General features: G+C 37.8%; 18 protein-coding genes. 9 read left to right on the forward strand and 9 right to left on the reverse strand.

The genetic code is table 11. The features are described 5' to 3' along the window. The first annotated feature begins 76 nt into the window (after positions 1-76). Positions 77-697 carry a TonB-dependent receptor gene (locus AC2INI_RS07340; protein ID WP_122034556.1) on the forward strand — a complete coding sequence of 207 codons (621 nt, stop codon included), beginning with the start codon at positions 77-79 and terminating at the stop codon, positions 695-697. 285 nt (positions 698-982) lie between these two features. Continuing rightward, positions 983-1,693, forward strand: a complete 711-nt coding sequence (locus tag AC2INI_RS07345; protein ID WP_486304470.1) for a hypothetical protein — start codon at positions 983-985, stop codon at positions 1,691-1,693. A gap of 121 nt (positions 1,694-1,814) precedes the next feature. Here AC2INI_RS07345 and nagK read toward each other — a convergent pair whose 3' ends face one another. Together nagK and AC2INI_RS07355 are read right to left on the reverse strand one after the other, a co-directional pair. Further along, a complete protein-coding gene (gene nagK / locus AC2INI_RS07350) occupies positions 1,815-2,726 on the reverse strand; it encodes an N-acetylglucosamine kinase (RefSeq protein WP_486304471.1) in 912 nt (303 codons plus the stop codon). Between the two features lie 124 nt (positions 2,727-2,850). After that, positions 2,851-3,594, reverse strand: coding sequence for a tRNA-uridine aminocarboxypropyltransferase (locus AC2INI_RS07355; protein WP_486304472.1), 744 nt, complete (start codon positions 3,592-3,594; stop codon positions 2,851-2,853). Positions 3,595-3,680: 86 nt separating this feature from the next. On the opposite strand from AC2INI_RS07355, the gene AC2INI_RS07360 reads away from it, so the two are divergent. Next, positions 3,681-4,484, forward strand: a complete 804-nt coding sequence (locus AC2INI_RS07360) for a sterol desaturase family protein (RefSeq protein WP_122034549.1) — start codon at positions 3,681-3,683, stop codon at positions 4,482-4,484. A 77-nt stretch (positions 4,485-4,561) separates the two neighbouring features. On the opposite strand, the gene AC2INI_RS07365 is transcribed toward AC2INI_RS07360, so the two are convergent. Beyond that, positions 4,562-5,251 carry a pseudouridine synthase gene (locus AC2INI_RS07365; RefSeq protein ID WP_486305708.1) on the reverse strand — a complete coding sequence of 230 codons (690 nt, stop codon included), beginning with the start codon at positions 5,249-5,251 and terminating at the stop codon, positions 4,562-4,564. A 167-nt stretch (positions 5,252-5,418) separates the two neighbouring features. Continuing rightward, positions 5,419-7,011: an AbgT family transporter gene (locus AC2INI_RS07370; protein ID WP_045101960.1), complete on the reverse strand. Its 1,593-nt coding sequence runs from the start codon at positions 7,009-7,011 to the stop codon at positions 5,419-5,421. Between the two features lie 336 nt (positions 7,012-7,347). On the opposite strand from AC2INI_RS07370, the gene AC2INI_RS07375 reads away from it, so the two are divergent. After that, entirely contained in the window at positions 7,348-7,824 is a 477-nt protein-coding gene (locus AC2INI_RS07375; RefSeq protein WP_486304473.1) for a C40 family peptidase, read from the forward strand. Between the two features lie 101 nt (positions 7,825-7,925). Here the strand turns inward: AC2INI_RS07375 and AC2INI_RS07380 are convergent, their stop codons facing one another. After that, positions 7,926-8,261, reverse strand: a complete 336-nt coding sequence (locus tag AC2INI_RS07380; RefSeq protein WP_486304474.1) for a DUF3802 family protein — start codon at positions 8,259-8,261, stop codon at positions 7,926-7,928. A 274-nt stretch (positions 8,262-8,535) separates the two neighbouring features. Between AC2INI_RS07380 and AC2INI_RS07385 the strand changes: the two genes are divergently transcribed. Together AC2INI_RS07385 and AC2INI_RS07390 are read left to right on the forward strand one after the other, a co-directional pair. Next, positions 8,536-9,408, forward strand: a complete 873-nt coding sequence (locus AC2INI_RS07385; RefSeq protein ID WP_486304475.1) for a fructosamine kinase family protein — start codon at positions 8,536-8,538, stop codon at positions 9,406-9,408. Between the two features lie 176 nt (positions 9,409-9,584). Then, positions 9,585-9,788: a zinc ribbon domain-containing protein gene (locus AC2INI_RS07390; protein WP_486311213.1), complete on the forward strand. Its 204-nt coding sequence runs from the start codon at positions 9,585-9,587 to the stop codon at positions 9,786-9,788. Positions 9,789-9,805: 17 nt separating this feature from the next. Here AC2INI_RS07390 and AC2INI_RS07395 read toward each other — a convergent pair whose 3' ends face one another. Further along, a complete protein-coding gene (locus AC2INI_RS07395) occupies positions 9,806-10,411 on the reverse strand; it encodes a riboflavin synthase subunit alpha (RefSeq protein ID WP_486305710.1) in 606 nt (201 codons plus the stop codon). 278 nt (positions 10,412-10,689) lie between these two features. Here AC2INI_RS07395 and AC2INI_RS07400 point away from each other — a divergent pair, with 278 nt between their 5' ends. Continuing rightward, the gene (locus AC2INI_RS07400; RefSeq protein ID WP_486304476.1) at positions 10,690-12,072 is read left to right on the forward strand and encodes an MATE family efflux transporter; all 1,383 of its coding nucleotides are present in this window, start codon (positions 10,690-10,692) and stop codon (positions 12,070-12,072) included. Positions 12,073-12,145: 73 nt separating this feature from the next. Here AC2INI_RS07400 and AC2INI_RS07405 read toward each other — a convergent pair whose 3' ends face one another. Beyond that, positions 12,146-13,135, reverse strand: coding sequence for a hypothetical protein (locus AC2INI_RS07405; protein ID WP_486304477.1), 990 nt, complete (start codon positions 13,133-13,135; stop codon positions 12,146-12,148). A 14-nt stretch (positions 13,136-13,149) separates the two neighbouring features. Beyond that, on the reverse strand, positions 13,150-14,466 hold the full coding sequence (locus AC2INI_RS07410; protein WP_486304478.1) for an anaerobic sulfatase maturase: 1,317 nt from the start codon (positions 14,464-14,466) through the stop codon (positions 13,150-13,152). 215 nt (positions 14,467-14,681) lie between these two features. Here AC2INI_RS07410 and AC2INI_RS07415 point away from each other — a divergent pair, with 215 nt between their 5' ends. Together AC2INI_RS07415 and AC2INI_RS07420 are read left to right on the forward strand one after the other, a co-directional pair. Beyond that, the gene (locus AC2INI_RS07415) at positions 14,682-15,467 is read left to right on the forward strand and encodes a formylglycine-generating enzyme family protein (RefSeq protein ID WP_486305711.1); all 786 of its coding nucleotides are present in this window, start codon (positions 14,682-14,684) and stop codon (positions 15,465-15,467) included. Positions 15,468-15,561: 94 nt separating this feature from the next. After that, the gene (locus AC2INI_RS07420; RefSeq protein ID WP_486305712.1) at positions 15,562-17,214 is read left to right on the forward strand and encodes an alkaline phosphatase family protein; all 1,653 of its coding nucleotides are present in this window, start codon (positions 15,562-15,564) and stop codon (positions 17,212-17,214) included. Positions 17,215-17,302: 88 nt separating this feature from the next. Here the strand turns inward: AC2INI_RS07420 and AC2INI_RS07425 are convergent, their stop codons facing one another. Next, a complete protein-coding gene (locus AC2INI_RS07425; RefSeq protein ID WP_162922550.1) occupies positions 17,303-18,211 on the reverse strand; it encodes a LysR family transcriptional regulator in 909 nt (302 codons plus the stop codon). Positions 18,212-18,241: the final 30 nt, after the last annotated feature.

Raw genomic sequence — 18,241 nt, forward strand, 5'->3', positions numbered from 1 at the left:
ATAAAAATATTAATTGGAAAATTAAATTATGGAAGATTAACCTTATAATACAACCAATAAACATTAAGAACTACATATGAAAAATAAATACGCATATCTTTTATCAATATTAATACCTACATCTTTTAACTCAAACGCTGATGTATCAGACACATTAGTTAGGGATATAGGTACTGTCATTTCAATATTATCCGCAGATGCCCCATTTATTAAAGTCGGTGGGAATTATGGAAGCCCTATTGGAATTGACAATACAAATATAAAATTCAAACATGACTCATCACTTGATTTATCTCTTGGGCTATACATAAATAAGAGCAATAGAATATCGATGAATTACAAGCCAAGTACCGACTATGAAATAAAAGAAGAAGATTTAAGTATAACCTTAGAGACCCTTAATCTTAGCTACGACCATATAATATCTATCTCTACCTCAAACATAGTCTTAGGTGCTCAACTAGGCTACTCCTTCTTAAAGATTGATGATTATGACATCTCTAATGGTAGCTTAATGAAATATAGCTCTAATGGTGATTCATTGAGCTATGGATTAAGCCTTGCTAATGAGTTTAATCTCAATGATAACGTTCTAGTTGGGGCTAGCATCCATTATTATATGTACTCCGAATTCACAGATGATATAACTATCGACCCGAATGTATCACTTGGATTATATTTAGGACTGGTATTTTAAAAAATAAATTTAATTTATTTCTGATTGTAATAATTAATTTCACTCAGCGAATAAAATATGAATAGATACATTGAAATAAATAAGCAAAATCAATACCACAGTCTAAATAAAGACACTAATTTAACAAATCATCAGTAATAATAGAAAACCATAAAGTAAATCAACTTAAAGTATGTATTTATAAAATATACGAATATTGAGTGAATTATAATTATAATTTAATCTATCTATGCCTTAATGTTAATTAAGGCATAACTATAAATAACATTATATATAAGGTTTACAATGAAAAATAATCTACTAATTTCAACTGCTGCTTTAAGTTTTATTTCATCTGCGGCTTTTGCTAATGATTTCCATGTTCAAGACCCTCGTTTTACCGGAAATAACGTTAGTATTTCAACAACCAAATCAATGGAAAGTAATGCACGAGATGGACGAATGGCTATTGATGGACAAATATCTCTTGGCGCTGCTGCGATAACTCTGGGGTATGCTGATAATCCGACTGCTGACTCAGATTTATCTATTGGTGGTAAGTTTAGTGGTAAAAACTTTAACGCTTATGGTTCATATAATATTCAGCCATTAGACGAGCAAGGTCTCACACTGGATAGAAGCACTCTTACCCTTGGTGGTAATTTTGTTATGGATACTGGTTTTGGTAGTAGCAACATTGGCTTAGCTTATAAGAGCTTTAATACCTCTTCAAATGAACCTTTACTTGAGACTGATAACTCTGGTTTGTCATTAAATGCTGGTAGCCTATTCTTATTTGGTGATATGTATTACCGTGGAGACATCATTCTAGATATGGTCTTCGAAGATTCAACAGGGTTAAACATTGAAAATAAACTGGGTTGGACTAACCAAGCACTGGATATTCACCTCTCTGCTGACTACGGTGATTATAGTTACCAATATTTAGGTAATGTTGGTACTGATTTTGGCGATAAAGAAATTTTCTTCGGTTTACACCTAGGCTATAACTTCTAGTTCACTTCTCTTTTTAAGTTTAAACCGCACAAAAAAAGAGCCTTTGTTACCTGTTAATAATAACAAACAACATGAGGCTCTTTTTGTATCTGCATTTTCTATTCTAAATATTGAGTCAAGATTAGTCTTTAATATTTAAGAACGCCGCACCACGTACACCGCCTGAATCGCCGTGTTTCGCTTTAATGATACGAGGCACACGACCTACAGATAATAAATGTTTTGGTAGACGCTTTGGTAACTCTTCATAAATCAATTCAAAGTTAGATAAGCCACCGCCAAGTGCAACCACGTGCGGATCAAAGCAAGTAAACAGGTTAGCAAAGCAAATTGCTAATAATTCCATAAAACGTTCAACATGCTCTACCGCTTTTTCATCACCAGCTTCATTCGCTTTGATGATATCAATCGCTTTCTTTTCTTCACCATAATAGTGAGCATAGAGCAGTTCAAAGCCTCGACCAGAAAGGTAATTATCAATACAACCTTTATTACCGCAACCACACTCTAATAATGGTGCTTTATCACCTAAGTGAAACCATGCATCGATTGGTAAGCGAGAATGTCCTAATTCACCGGCTACATGGCTATAACCCGAAAATACTTTACCATCAAAGATCAAACCACCACCAAAACCTGTACCTAAGATTAGGCCCACTACTGATGGTGAATCTTTTAATTCTTCATCCCACGCTTCTGATAACGCAAAACAGTTAGCATCGTTGTCGATTTTTACTGAACGACCGATCTTTGCTTCTAAGTCTTTACGTAGAAATTGACCTTTAGCAGCAGGAACATTACTTGTTAATAAAGCGCCTGTCTCAGCATCTTCCATTCCTGGAATACCTAAACCGACTTTACCTTCAACACCAAATTCAGCGTCGTATTTTGCAATTAAACCTGCAATATCATCAACCAATAATGTGTAATCTTCCGTTTGTGTTGGAATTCGCTCAGTGACAACGCGCTCTAATTTTTCATTAAACGCACCAAATTCAATCTTTGTGCCACCTACATCAAAACCGTAGTACATAAGGTATCCTTGTCCTAATCTATTTAAATTTTTATGGTGTTATTTTACCTAATTTATATAAATACAGACTGTGACCTAGGCGGAATTACCTTTTATTTTGTGTGAAATGAACCTCAAAACCCCATTAGATTTGGTTGCTTTCTTTCAGTTCTGTACGAAATTCAATCAAATTCTTTAAGCCCATTCCTCGTTCAGCCCCTTTTACTGGTCGCTTACTGTAAAGATAATGCTCACGGAATAATTCAAACCAACATTCAAGATGTCTTGCGTTCTCTTTTTCACCAAATAAATCCAACACCAAACTTGCCACTTCAACCGTTGATAGCTGGTGAGCTTTTGAGGCCTTACGCATAATGTAGCTAGATAAATGCTCACGATTAAAAGACAGGACAGGCAATTTATGTAGGTAAGTACTTTTACGATACATACGGCCTGCTTCACGCCAACTTCCATCAAGTAAAATAAATAAAGGCATTTTGCCTTCTGTAATCACAATATCATTAGTGACTAGCGCTTTATTTTCAATTTGCTCTTCAGGGAAAATAACAAACGGTTGATATGATTCATCTTGCAATAACGCTAACATATCTGGATTTGGCTCTGTACGAGACCATAAATACGCATGGGTTTCAGGTACTAAATCTGCAATAAGTTTTCCAGTATTACTAGGTTTTAGAACTTCAGTATCAAACATAATAAGTAAGAAAGCAGCATTAGAGTTAACTGCAGGTTGATACTCACAAATACAGTAGTCTTGATGAACTTGGCAATACTCACAACGGTTCACATTAGCACCACGCGCATTAAAGGGTTTTGTTGAACGTGCTAATCTTTCTTTATGTAATTGATGGACTTTGTGAATACGCATTTGCAATAACCAAGCTATTTATATGGAAAAAAAAGCGCATTTTACTTACAGTATAAGTAATAACAAGTTCTATAAGAGAATTCCTAATGGAAATTAACTGGATTGAATACAGTAACCCCCTTCGGTTGGGGTGTTTTATCGTTGCATTCATCATTTTTGCCTTGGCTGAATACCGATGGCCGCGCAAAGCTTTGACTCAAAAAAAATCTACTCGCTGGTTTAATAACATTGGCTTAGTCTTTTTTAATAGCTTTATTTTACGCCTAGCTCTGCCTTTATTGGCGATTGATGCTGCTTTAATTGCAAATCAAGAACAGTGGGGACTATTTTATTACCTAAACACGCCACAGTTTCTCACAGGGCTTCTATCCATCTTACTGTTAGATTGGTTAATCTATTGGCAACATCGTGCTTTTCACCGTGTCCCTCTATTATGGCGCTTACACCGTATGCATCATTCTGATCAAGACATTGATGTCACGACTGGTACACGTTTCCACCCTATCGAAATCATTATTTCTATGCTGATTAAGATTGCGGCTATTGGTTTATTAGGGATCCCTGTTGAAGCGGTTATTCTGTTTGAGATCCTGTTAAACATCAGCGCTATGTTTAATCACAGTAATCTATTTATTCCAAAAGGGTTAGATCGCTACATACGCTCAATTATTGTTACGCCTGATTTCCATCGAGTTCACCACTCCATTCATGTTACTGAAATGAATAATAATTATGGCTTCTTTTTATCTATTTGGGATCGCTTTGGAAACACCTATTTAGTCAAGCCAAGAGATGGGCATGAAGAGATGAAAATTGGACTCGGGTTATTTAGAAAAACAAGAGAACAACATTTAGATAAAATGCTGACTCAACCATTTAGAAAGAAATAATCATATCGCAATGAGGTACTCTCAGGGTATCTCATTGCTGTTTTCACGCTAACAGTACCATCTCTTCAAAGAGATATTTACTGTTTAAATGACGTCACTTCTGCATCTGTTAAATAGCGCCACTCTCCTACCTCAACATCCAGCATAACCTCACCAATTTTTTCTCGATGTAATGAAATCACTTTATTGCCAATAGCGGAAAACATGCGCTTTACTTGATGGAATTTACCCTCTGTAATCGTCAATAATACCTCTTTCTCGCTTACTATTTCTAATTTAGCAGGTCGAGTCAGCTGCGATTCTCCTTGTAGCTGAACACCAAAAGTAAAAATATCAACAGCATTTTCTGAGATTGGATTTCGTAAACCCACACGATAAACTTTCTCGCACTTCTTCGCTGGAGTAATAATATTGTAAGACCAACGGCCATCATCGGTTATTAGCACCAAGCCTGTTGTATCTGCATCTAAACGCCCAGCAATATGAAGCTCAGTATTATTGCCCTCATTGATGTAATTAAACAAAGAAGGATAAACTTCATCAATATTCGAACAAATGGTATCAGCTGGCTTATTCATTAACAGATAACGGAAAGGTCGAGCGACTAACTCTTTTCCATCAAGAGTAATGTCATTATTCTCATGAACTTGAGTTGATTCAAGTGTGACGGTGTCACTATTTACTTTTACTCTTCCCTCTAAAATCAACTCAACCGCTTGGGTTTTCGTTAATTCTGTACTTTTACAAATAAACTTATCAAGGCGCATAGAACCACACATTACCACTCATCATCCAGCCATTATCCTTGCTCTACTCAAATAAGCAATCGCATTACAAAAACGAACGATCAAAAAAGGCGACCCGAAGATCGCCTTTAATTTATATATCTAGCTCTAATTATATACTCAGAACTAAGCGCTTATTCTATTACCTACTATGGCGTGTAGAATGTTGCTGCGCCTGGACCTACTGGTAGGCCGAATACGAATACCCATAGGTAGAACAAGATACTCCAACCAAACATGAATACCATTGAATAAGGTAACATTGTTGCAATCAGTGTACCGATACCTAAATTCTTCATGTAACGTGTTGCTACAGCAAGAATAAGACCGAAGTAGCTCATCATTGGTGTGATGATGTTCGTTGTTGAATCACCAATACGGTAAGCCGCTTGAATTGTCTCTGGTGCGTAACCTACTAGCATTAACATTGGAACAAAGATTGGTGCTGTTACTGCCCACTGTGCAGATGCTGAACCGATCATTAAGTTAATGAAGCCACACATTAAGATGAATGCGAAGAATAGCATTGGGCCAGTAAGACCGATATCTTGTAGGAAGCTCGCACCACCAACCGCAATTACTTGACCAAAGTTAGTCCACTTAAAGAAAGCAACGAACTGTGCAGCAAAGAATACAAGAACAATGTACATGCCCATTGAAGACATTGATGTTGCCATTGCATTGATTACGTCACGATCATTCTTCATTGAACCAGTAATTTTACCGTAAACAAAGCCAGGAACCGCAAAGAATACAAAGATGAATGCCACAATACTTTTCAAGAATGGAGAGCCTGCAACCGTACCTGTTGCTGAACGTAATACACCATCTTCAGGAACTATCGTCCATGCAAGTAGTGCACTCACAACAAGAACAGCAACACCTGCAAATTTAAGACCTTTCTTCTCAATAGCAGTTAGCTTACCCATCTTATCATTTGATAAATCTTCTGACGCTTCTTCATCGTTATATTTACCAAGTTTTGGCTCAACAATTTTCTCTGTTACAAACGCACCAGTGATTGCGATAAAGAATGTAGAAACAAACATGAAGTACCAGTTTGCTTCAGGACCAACTGTATAAGTTGGGTCAATCATTTGTGCTGCTGTTTCTGTAATACCAGAAAGCAGTGGATCAACCGTACCGATTAGAAGGTTTGCAGAATAACCACCTGATACACCAGCAAACGCCGCAGCAAGACCTGCTAACGGGTGACGACCTAGTGAGTGGAAAAGCATTGCAGCTAGTGGGATAAGTACTACGTAACCAAGCTCAGATGCCGTATTTGAAATAATACCTGCAAATACAACCGTTACTGTAACCATACGCTTAGACGCACCCATTACCATGCCACGCATAGCAGCAGATAACATGCCTGAGTGCTCTGCGATTGCAACACCAAGCATTGCTACAAGAACAGTACCTAATGGAGCAAAACCAACAAAGTTTTTCACTAAGTTAGTAACGATAAGTTGTAAGCCTTCAGCATTGAATAGGCTAACCACGTGGATCATGCCATCAGCTGCTCGGCCTTTTGCCCCTTCAGGGCGAGGATCAATTACTGATAATTCAAAGTAACCTGCAATACCTGATGAAACTAAAATTGCCACACAAAAGATTGCAAAAAGGGTAATTGGGTGTGGTAATAGGTTTCCTAAATATTCTACTGAATCAAGAAAACGTGTGAACAACGGCCTTTTTGGCTGCTGTTGATTCTGTTGTTGCGATGCAGACGAACTCATCTGTAACTCCTTGTTTTTGTCTTTCTTTATAATTAAAAACACTCCATTCTGAAACAAATGGTTAAATTATGTGTCTTTTAGTTAAAAGTAAGTACTTCCAAAATTCACGCAAAGGTTACACGATTGTAAAAATCATTAAAAGCTCAAAATGTCACAAAATATTTCATTTGTAGTGTTTATAACCATACTTTCACCAAAGCATAAAACTTACAGTTAACATTAGGTGATAATCATTTACAATATCAATGATTATATAAGCTTGCTTTTATTAATATTGATTTTTTCTATAGAGATAAGTCAGAATAGTAAGGTTGGTTTTATTATCTAGGATTGAACATGACTCGGCATTTTATCTCTATTTTTGCTTTACTCACTTTATTTGGTTGTGCCTCCCCTCCTGAGCCACAGCTTACAAAACAAGAAATTAGCACTCAACACCCTCAATTATCGACGTCTGATGGGTATCAAGACTATTTTCAAGAATGGCAAGGTGTCCCATACAAATATGGTGGTACAAGCAAGCAAGGCGTGGATTGTTCGGCTTTCACACAAGATGCACTCGGTAGTTTGCATCAACAATGGCTTCCAAGAACGACACAGTATCAGGTTGAAACAGGAAGAAAAATTTCTTTAGAGAATGCAAAAAAAGGCGATCTTATTTTCTTTAAAACCAGCGTTAAAGTAAGGCATGTAGGCGTGTATATTGGAAATCGAGAATTTATGCATGCATCTACATCGAAAGGTGTGATCATTTCAAGCCTAGATAACCCTTATTGGAAAAAAGCATTCTGGCAAGTTAGACGAGTTCTGTAAGGCGTTATTGAAAAGATAGAAGTAAAAAACCAAATAAAATAATGACTATTTTAGTCGTATTTTATTTGGCTTCATAATCAATGCATTTATGCGATTAAACGTTATTTGAAAGCGCTATCAAATAAATTTTTAATCAGACCGATATAATCATCGAGAAACATCACTTGTTCATTTGTCGCTTTTTGAATCCAAGCACCAGCAAGTACTTCACCTAAATCTGCAACTACCGCATCAGCTTCACGTAACAACGTAAATCGAACATCTGCATCCAATTCTGGGTTTTGTGAAAATACCGTCATTAAATTAGAAGCAATTAAATCGGTTACAATATCTTCTACTGTCTCTTCACCAGTATCACCTTGTTGATTTGCAAAAATCGCTAAGTGTTCTGTTAGATACTCAATAAGAGCATGGTAACCTTCTGTATTGACAATCATAGTCTGTCCGTTAGTAATAGTTCGTTATAATTATAAATGCTCATTTTTCACAAGCTCTTACTGGTAATTTATCAAAATAGAGAATAACTCTCAAATACTTTCCTTTTACATTGACAATTCAAACCACGCCCGCAGATTGTTCTCTTCTTGTAAATCTATTGATTTGTCTTATTACTATAATATTGAAAGTAATTTTTTGCCTTACTTCACAGATATTTATTAAGAATACACTATGCTTAGTTAGGTAATTTTCAGATATTCAAGAGAGGCAATTATGTGGCAAGCTATCGCTCAACAAATCTCTGATGTAACGGGTCGCCCTTTTATCATTTCTGAACGTGAAGCTGTAAATGGTGGGGAGATTAATGATTGTTACATGATCAGTGATGGTGCTCAGCGCTACTTTATTAAAGTCAATGAGCGTGCAGAACTCCCTATTTTTGAAACCGAAGCGGAAAGCCTCAATCAGCTTGACCAATCAGACCATATGTTTGTCCCATCGCCTCTTCATGTTGGAACGACTAAAGAGCACTCATTTTTAGTTCTCAATTTTCTACCAACAAAGCCTATGGACCAACTCACCTCATTTGATCTCGGTGTTAGCCTTGCTAACCATCATTTATGGGGAGATCAGCTTGAATACGGCTTTGATTGCGATAATTACCTAGGTAATGTATTACAGATTAATACCTGGCACCGTCGATGGGATTGTTTCTTCGCCGAGCAGCGCATTGGTTGGCAATTGCAACTTTTGCATGAAAAAGGCATGGAATTTGGTGATATAAATACCTTAGTTAAAAATTCAAAACACATATTACGTAATCATCAGCCTAAACCAGCTCTATTACATGGTGACTTTTGGCACGGAAATATTGCACTGAGTGTTAAAGGCCCAATCAGCTATGATCCTGCTTCTTATTGGGGGGATCCTGAATGTGACCTTGCAATGGCAGAGTTATTTGGTGGATTTCAGGACAGCTTTTTCGAAGGATATCAATCGATCACCCCTATAGCAGAAGGCTTTGAAACTCGTCAGCATTTATATAGTCTTTATCATGTATTAAATCACTGCTCTATGTTCGGTGGAGAGTATATGCTCCATGCTCAGCAGCTAATTGATAAACTTGACCTAAATAAAAATAAATAATGTAATACATGAGATGGTACTCACCATCTCATTTTTTATTAATCTAGATTAAAAAACGTCGATATCATCAATCTTTTCACTTAATTCACTTCAAAAACCAACTCTCTTTTCTACTATGAATGAAGATACGCCAAAGTACAAATTCGTAATTGCAGAACAATAATAAGGAGTTTGTTGTGAATAATTACACAAATCAAAATATACAGTGTCCAAACTGTCAACATGCTATTAATATGCTTATTGACCACAAGCAATCAAATAAAACCATTTATGATGACTGTCCATCTTGTCATCGAGCAATTGAATTCACGATGGAGATAAACCCTCAAAACCAATCTATAAATCTGACGACGAATAATGAGGAAGATGGACTATTTTAAGTCATTTCTTTAACTCATTATTGATTCGCTAACACTCGCTCTACCGTATCTACGATTGCTTGTGTTTGCGGATCAATTTCTAAGTTAATTTTATCGCCAATACCACGACCACTTAAATTGGTTCTTTCTAACGTTTCAGGGATCAAATTAACGTTAAAGCCTTTCTCATCAACATCACCAATGGTTAAGCTAATACCATCAACCCCAATGTAGCCTTTATGCAGTATGTACTTAGTCCATTGCTGCGCAACATCAAACCAAATTTGGCAATTTTCAGTCGTTTGATTAATCTCTCTCACCGTCATCACATCAACAATATGGCCAGACATTGAATGACCGCCAATTTCATCACCAAAGCGAGCTGCACGCTCAATGTTAATAAATTGCCCTACTTCTAATAACCCAAGATTGGTTAAACGCAGTGTCTCTTCAATCAAATCAAAAGAAATAAGATGCCCATTAATATTAGTTACGGTTAAACAACACCCATTATGAGCAACAGACGCGCCAATCTCTAAACCTTGATGATACGGTGCAGGAATTTCTACTACATGGGTTTGAAATTTTTCTTTTTTAGTTATTTCAATTACTTTCGCAGTTGTTGCAACAATCCCAGTAAACATCATTATCTCCTATCAATACCATTAAATACATTGAGTTATTTTATTTGGTTTTGGCTATTTTAAAAATATCTACGATACGTTGAATATTTCATTTTGTGAAGTCTCTCTTAATCTATATACTGTCCACTTTCTGCTTACCTTTAACAGTTCTCTCTGTTCAAAGCACTCAATCAGACCCAATTTTCTTTTGCGATAGCTACTAGCGCAAAATGAACTCGCATTTATGCTCTTTAATACATTAATGCCCTTTTTATACTAAAAATTTGTACGGTGAATCAGTGCACAGATACCAAAAAGAAATCGTTCGATTAATTAAATTATCAACACCAGTCCTAATTGCGAGTGTCGCTCAGACAGGCATGGGGTTTGTTGATACCGTTATGGCTGGTGGCGTAAGCGCAACTGACATGGCAGCCGTGGCAATTGCAGCAAGTGTTTGGCTTCCATCAGTATTATTTGGTGTTGGCTTATTAATGGCACTTGTACCTGTAGTTGCTCAATTGAACGGCTCAGGAAAATCTAAAAAAGTCCCATTTGAGATCCATCAAGGCATTTACTTAGCGTTAATCGTTTCTATACCGATTATGCTTATCCTCTATAACGCTGGCTTTATTATTGCGGCTATGGATGTGGAGCCTGAGTTATTTGAAAAGACTCAAGGATATTTACATGCGGTGCTATGGGCTGCTCCTGCGTTTTTATTATTCCAAGCGCTACGTAGTTTCTGTGAAGGTTTGTCTTTAACCACGCCAGCAATGATCATCGGCTTTATCGGTCTTGCAGCTAACGTACCTTTAAACTGGATGTTTGTGTATGGCGAAATGGGCGCGCCGGCATTAGGTGGTGTGGGTTGTGGTGTAGCAACGGCAATCGTGTATTGGCTAATGTTTATCACCATGGTTATCTATACGTTTATTGCACCTAAATTACGTCGTGTAAATTTATATGAAACATGGAACAAGCCACAAGCAAAAGAGATCTACCGTCTATTTAAGCTTGGCCTTCCTGTTGCTCTTTCTATCTTCTTTGAAGTGACGTTATTTGCAGCGGTTGCCCTACTTGTTTCACCATTAGGTTCAATCGTTGTTGCTGCGCACCAAGTCGCGATTAACTTCTCATCGTTGATCTTTATGGTGCCAATGAGTATCGCGATTGCCGTTAGTATTCGCGTTGGTCACAAGCTAGGTGAAAACGATCTTGAAGGCGCAAAAATTGCGAGCTTCTGTGGTCTCGCTTTTGGTCTGATGATGGCATGTTGTACCGCAGTATTAACCTTCATCTTCCGTGAAAATATTGCTTATTTATACTCAGATAATAAAGAAGTGGTTGAGCTGGCTGTAAGTCTGATGCTTTTAGCTGTGATTTACCAATGTACAGATGCTGTACAAGTTGTCGCCGCTGGTGCACTTCGTGGCTATAAAGACATGACGGCAATCTTTAAGTGTACGTTTGTCTCTTATTGGATTGTTGGTTTGCCTTCCGGTTATATCCTAGGTATGACTGATTGGATTATTGAACCTATGGGCGTATATGGCTTCTGGATTGGATTTATTGGTGGTTTAACTACCTCTGCTATTTTACTTAGCCTACGACTACGTTGGCTGCAGAAAAACCCATCTCGTATTGATATGGAAGTTGATGAATTGCAAATCATGCATTAATTCATAAAAGCATAAAAAAAACAAAGCCCGAGGTACTATATACCTCGGGCTTTTTTATTATTAATATCCCTAATTATTTTTGTTTTTCTTTTAGTTGAGCAATTACATAATCAGGAGCAACTTTAGCAAGCTCTTCTAAACACGCCTCCGCCTTATCATTTCCATAGCGCACGTAAATATCACATACCGCATAAAGTTGTTCCGGTGAACCCGAAATCAAATACGCCTGCTCAAACGATTCTGTCGCGGTTTTCAAGTCAATATCTTCATGCAAAACGCCATTTAAATACCAATAATAGCTATTATTTTCGGCTAAATCAGCAGCAGCCTGTATTGATTGTGCTGCTTGTTTTTTCTGATTTAAACGTACCTGTGTTAACGCTTTTGAGTAATATAGACTCGCCTCTTTTGGTAATTGAACAATCGCTTTATCTAATATTAATAGCGCCTGATCATCTTGGTTCTGTGCTCGATAATTATCCGATAAATTTAACCATATTTGCGAGTTATCGGGGGCTAGCTTCACCAACTCTTGATAAATAATATCGGCATCACTCCACTCACCATGCCAACGATACACATCGGCTAATAGTAATTGAGACCCAGAGTCCTGTTGCTTTGTTAAATATGCCGTTACTTCCTGATATGGCGCTTCAATTTGAGCTTGCTGAGATGCCGACATCTGGTTGTATTCGCGAAGTAAATTTGCGGTTGCTGCCATACGAACGCTCAACTCTGGATCAGTTAATAAAGGCGATACTATCTGCCAGCGATGTTTAAATTGGTATAAATCTGAACCTATTACTGCCGCTTTGCGGATCATAGGGTCAGGATCTTTTAATCCTCTTGCTACGGCAACTAAACTGTTTTGATTAGGATAGCGGGCTAATTGACGCAACGCCTCTGCTCGCTTTTCTGTACTCTCATTTTTATTTTGTGCCGTATAAGCCAATTGTTGCTCTGGTGTCATGCTCTGTAATGAATCTGTCGCATATACTGGTGTTGCAATGGCAAATATACTAGCAAGTCCTATTGCGGCGCATTTTTTCAGTAATGGTTTCATTCTCTCCCCCTCCATTAAAACTTAGTTGGAAACGCAGAAGATTGCGCTTGCTGTCGAGCCGCATCACTAAACTTTCCATGTTGAACTGGATTGCCTAGCATTCTTAAAATATACGCAATTGATTTATCCGCATGAGCAAAAAACTTCTTCCAACCAGCACATAGGTAATTTAACCCCGGCTCACCATCACGTGTTTTAATAAATCGATTTTTAGGGCACTCACCATGACAGGCAAATTTATAATCACATTGCTGGCATTGGGTAGTTAATGTTTTCGCTTTAGCAAAGCCGAACTCTTGCTGTTTACGACTGAACGCCAGCTCATCTAATTCTTGAGTATGGATATTGCCAATCTTGTATTCTGGGTAGACGTAATGGTCACATGCAAATACATCGCCGTTATGCTCCATTGCTAGGCCTTTGCCGCAAATTTCGCCCAAGGTGCACAATGGGTTCTTACGCCCCATCCAGGTTTCGACACTGGCTTCAAAATATTGGACGAATACTTTACCTAGATCATTTTGTGCCCATTCATCAAAAACGGCGATTAAAAAGTTACCCCAGGCTTCATCTGAAACACACCAAGGTTCCATTATTGATTCTTTGTTTCCCGGAATAAGGCGTTTATCACCTTGACGCAATTGCGCTGCCAGTTGCTCTGTTTGTGGCGCTACCGTTCTAAAGGTTTTTTGTTCAACAATCGGAATAAACTGCATTTGTGGCGATTTCACCACATCACGTAAGAATCGATACACTTCTAATGGATTTCGGCTCGTTAAGTTATTTACACACGTTAAGGTCGCAAATTTCACCTGATGCTTATGCAGTAAATCCACCGCCTTCATTACTTGGTTAAAAGTCCCTCTGCCTGCTTTGTTAGTGCGATAGGCATTATGTAATAACTCAGGGCCATCAATACTTAAACCAACTAAAAAGTTATTTTCAACAAGAAACTCACACCATTTATCGGTTAGTAAAGTACCGTTAGTTTGTAAATCATTAGAAATTACGATCCCTTCTGGCTGATATTTCTTCTGAAACTCTACAATTTTCTTAAAGTAATCTAAACCTAGTAATGTTGGCTCTCCACCTTGCCAAGAGAAGATAATTTCAGGCGTGTTTTGTCCTTCTATATATTGACGAATATAGGTTTCTAATGTCTCCTCATCCATTTGTGGGGAGCAATCTTTTTTGTATTCAAGTAAGTCCTCTTTACTCAAATAATAACAATATGTGCAATCAATATTACACACAGCACCAATGGGTTTTGCCATGACGTGTAATCGTTTTGAAGCCTTACCCTGAAACTGAGGACCTTGAGTAATGATCATATTGATTCCTATTAATAATGAGTCTTTGATTTGAGAAAAAGAACTTACCTAATAAACCTATTAGCCACCCTTTATAGCCAGTTGTTAAGCAAGTTCTAACTCCATAATAAGCAAAAAGAACATCGGTATTAGTTATACACGTTATTCCATTTTGGAAAGTGCTTTCACTGTATGATAAATACTCAATCATTACTGTTGAGAATGTCATGTTTAGAATCTCTTTTTTAACCAATTTTAAAACATTATTTACCTCCTTATTTCTTAGTTCAGTGCTAGCAGGATGTGCAACTGCACCTCCACACCCTGTAACTCAAAAAATAGAAGAAACCATGGTCCATGTTGAGGGCGGTAAATATCAAATGGGTTCAGACTCTCCATATGCGAAGAAAGCTGAAAAGCCAGCTCATCTTGTTTCAGTTGATGATTTCTATATTTCAAAATTTGAAGTCACTCAGGAATTATTTGAATCGGTAATGGGATCATCTCTCAGTTATTTCCAATCTCCGAACATTCCGGTAAATAACTTAAGCTGGCAGCAAGCCAATTACTTTATTGAAAAACTCAATGAACTGACAGGTGAAACGTACCGTCTTCCAACAGAAGCAGAGTGGGAATATGCCGCTCGTGGAGGAAAACTAAGCCAAAACTACACTTACAGTGGCTCGAATAACATTGATGACGTCGCATGGTTTGCCGATAACGCCAATAATCAAGCTCACCCCGTTGGAATGAAGCAACCTAATGAACTAGGCTTATATGATATGACAGGCAATGTTGGAGAGTTTGTTAGTGATGCTTATGATGATACTTTTTACCGTTTCTCACCAACCGATAATCCAAACAATGCACGAGACGAAGTAAGTGGCTTAGCGCACAAGTCAGTACGAGGCAGCAGTTTTTCTTATAAGGCAAATGAATCAGAAAACTACCGTCGAGATTTCGCAAGCCAATCCATTATCATGGCTGATATGGGTTTGCGCTTAGTAAGAGATGCAAAGTAATCAATAATTAAGATTACTAATAACTATTACTCTTTTGGCAAGGAATAAAAACATGAAGAACAACGCATTACATTGTCTCGCACTCGCTGGGGTAATGATGGCACCAGGAACCGTTCTGGCAAATGATCATAACCCAAAATTAGTGTTACAAATCACTGTTGATGGCCTTCGTGGTGATTTACTAGAGCGTTACCAAGCGAACTTTGGCGAGGATGGCTTTCGCTACTTAATGGAAGATGGTACTTATTATACCAATGCCCATTACCAACACGGAAATACCGAGACCATTGTTGGACATGTCTCCCTTGCTACAGGAGCTCCACCAAGTGTTCATGGCATGGTTGGTAATGTGTGGTATGACAGAAATGAAGAGCGCTTGGTATATAACGTTGAAGATGGCAATTACAGCATGCTTACCTCAGGTGCTGGTGTAAATAAATCAACCGAGATCGACCCAACTCAAAAGGTCGCAACCCAAGATGGCCGCTCACCTGAGCCTATTTTATCCACCACCTTTAGCGACGAACTCGCGATAGCAAGCAATGGTGAATCAAAAATATTCTCGGTATCAGTAAAAGACCGTGGCGCTATTTCGTTAGGTGGTCATTCAGGGAAAGCGTTTTGGTTCTCTAAAGCACAATCAGAATTTGTGACCAGTAATTACTATTATGATGAGTACCCTGCATGGGTAACCGCATGGAACCAACAAAAAGTACCTAACCAATACTCAGGAAAAAAATGGGCATTATCACTGCCTGAAGATAAATATACTTTAAAAGAAGGCAATCCCGATTACAAAGTTGACCTTGCAGGATTTAAACGTACCTTCCCTCACCCTTATGGTCCTGCAAGCTATAAATACTACAGTACAATGCTAACACTTAGCCCTGCTGGAGATGAAATCACTGGGAACTTTGCTGAAACACTCCTTAAAGAAGAAAATTTAGGCAAAGGAAAATTCACCGATTACCTTGCGGTTAGTTTCTCATCAAATGACTATGTGGTTCATATGTATGGTCCATCAAGTTTAGAAACAGAAGACAACTTAATTCGATTAGATAAAACCATTGCCAACTTACTTAAAAAAGTCGATAAGCAAGTTGGGTTGAAGAATACACTGATTGTGCTTTCTGCCGATCACGGTGTACCAGAAGCCCCTGCTACGATTAATGCGTTAAGGGCAAATCAAGCCGCCTACTTCAATCAAAAAAGTTTAATCTCTCCAGAATTACTCACTCGTTTAAAAACAGAATTTGGCTTAGGTGAAGACGCAATTCGTTTATATGCCCAACCTTATGTATATTTAAATCATGAAGTAATCAAGAAGAAAGGCATAGCGTTAGATAAAGTACAAAAAGCAGTCGCCGAAGAGTTACTAAAAATAAAAGGCATTGCTTACGCGGTAACAAGCTCAGATATTGAGAAAAACCAAGTGCCGACTACTCACACAATGCAATTGGTGAAAAATAACTATCATCCAATGCGTTCTGGTGATGTTTATGTGGTTTACAATCCTAGAAACTACATTAATGACATGGATGGATTAACCATAGCATCCACTCATGGTTCACCTTGGCGTTATGATACTCATGTTCCGGTGATCTTTGCTGGTTATAACATTGATGATGAGAAAATCAGCCGTGAAATTACCCCTTATGACATTGCGCCAACCTTATCGAATGTTTTAGGTATTACACAACCGAGTGGGACGACTGGTGAGGTATTAACTGAAGTAACGCAAGATTAACCGAAGATAATACCAACAACAAAAAGCAGTGCTGAGAAATCAACACTGCTTTTTATATTCTATGTACTTATAAAACAAACTAAATAGATTATGGGATGGCTACTTTATTCGCCACTTTTTGAATTTGTTGTCTTAACCAACGGTGTCCACTTTCTGCCGTTCGGCTTGGATGCCAGATAATACACAAATCATGTTGTTGGCGATCAAAAGGTAAATCTAACGACTTCAAATTGTAATACGCACCTAAATCAGAAATTGCCGATTGTGGAAGCATCCCTATCATTTCTGTTGAACTAATAATTGGCATCATTTCGAATGCGCCAGCTGCTCTTATTACAATATTTCGGGCCTCAAGCTCTACTATATCATCCCCATTCAATAAACTGCTTCGACTGTGCCAGCGCGATGCCGCAACATGTTCTTCACTTAAGAATTCTTCTAGTGATATTTCATCACCGATCCGAGGATGGTTTTGACTACAAACTACCTTTAATTTTTCAGTATAGATAACTTCTGATTTTAATAACGTTCGACCTCTTATCGCCATATCAATGACTAAATCATAACGTTGTAATCGTAGATCAGCTTCCAAATCTTCAGTAAATTGAGGGTGTACTTCTAGTGAAACATTAGGCGCACAAGCTCGAATTTGCTTCACTAATTTAGGAATAAGGGAATAACTAACCGTTGATACCACCGCTATAGAAAATATGCGGTTGGAGGTTTTAGGGTCAAACTCTCTGGATGCTGATAATGTCGATGTAAAATTCTTCAATGCTGCTGACATTGCGGGATAAATATCAGAAGAAAATACCGTCGGTTCTACCCCAGAGGTATTTCTATGAAACAAAGGATCGTCATAAATCTCACGTAATCTTTTCAACGCTTTACTTACTGCAGGTTGACTAATATTCATCCTTGCCGCGGCTTTAGAAAGGTTTTTTTCTTCATAAATTGCGACAAAAATAGGTATTAAATTAAGCTCTGTACTTTTCATTATTACTGACACTACTGATTGATCCCTACT

The sequence above is a fragment of the Aliivibrio friggae genome, from assembly GCF_057368515.1.

What these genes read in the sequence shown, in the direction of transcription:
- AC2INI_RS07340 (WP_122034556.1), top strand. Translation starts at nt 77, where the DNA reads ATGAAAAATAAATACGCATATCTTTTATCAATATTAATACCTACATCT.
- AC2INI_RS07345 (WP_486304470.1), top strand. Translation starts at nt 983, where the DNA reads ATGAAAAATAATCTACTAATTTCAACTGCTGCTTTAAGTTTTATTTCA.
- nagK (WP_486304471.1), bottom strand. Translation starts at nt 2,726, where the DNA reads ATGTACTACGGTTTTGATGTAGGTGGCACAAAGATTGAATTTGGTGCG.
- AC2INI_RS07355 (WP_486304472.1), bottom strand. Translation starts at nt 3,594, where the DNA reads ATGCGTATTCACAAAGTCCATCAATTACATAAAGAAAGATTAGCACGT.
- AC2INI_RS07360 (WP_122034549.1), top strand. Translation starts at nt 3,681, where the DNA reads ATGGAAATTAACTGGATTGAATACAGTAACCCCCTTCGGTTGGGGTGT.
- AC2INI_RS07365 (WP_486305708.1), bottom strand. Translation starts at nt 5,251, where the DNA reads ATGCGCCTTGATAAGTTTATTTGTAAAAGTACAGAATTAACGAAAACC.
- AC2INI_RS07370 (WP_045101960.1), bottom strand. Translation starts at nt 7,011, where the DNA reads ATGAGTTCGTCTGCATCGCAACAACAGAATCAACAGCAGCCAAAAAGG.
- AC2INI_RS07375 (WP_486304473.1), top strand. Translation starts at nt 7,348, where the DNA reads ATGACTCGGCATTTTATCTCTATTTTTGCTTTACTCACTTTATTTGGT.
- AC2INI_RS07380 (WP_486304474.1), bottom strand. Translation starts at nt 8,261, where the DNA reads ATGATTGTCAATACAGAAGGTTACCATGCTCTTATTGAGTATCTAACA.
- AC2INI_RS07385 (WP_486304475.1), top strand. Translation starts at nt 8,536, where the DNA reads ATGTGGCAAGCTATCGCTCAACAAATCTCTGATGTAACGGGTCGCCCT.
- AC2INI_RS07395 (WP_486305710.1), bottom strand. Translation starts at nt 10,411, where the DNA reads ATGTTTACTGGGATTGTTGCAACAACTGCGAAAGTAATTGAAATAACT.
- AC2INI_RS07405 (WP_486304477.1), bottom strand. Translation starts at nt 13,135, where the DNA reads ATGAAACCATTACTGAAAAAATGCGCCGCAATAGGACTTGCTAGTATA.
- AC2INI_RS07410 (WP_486304478.1), bottom strand. Translation starts at nt 14,466, where the DNA reads ATGATCATTACTCAAGGTCCTCAGTTTCAGGGTAAGGCTTCAAAACGA.
- AC2INI_RS07420 (WP_486305712.1), top strand. Translation starts at nt 15,562, where the DNA reads ATGATGGCACCAGGAACCGTTCTGGCAAATGATCATAACCCAAAATTA.
- AC2INI_RS07425 (WP_162922550.1), bottom strand. Translation starts at nt 18,211, where the DNA reads ATGAAAAGTACAGAGCTTAATTTAATACCTATTTTTGTCGCAATTTAT.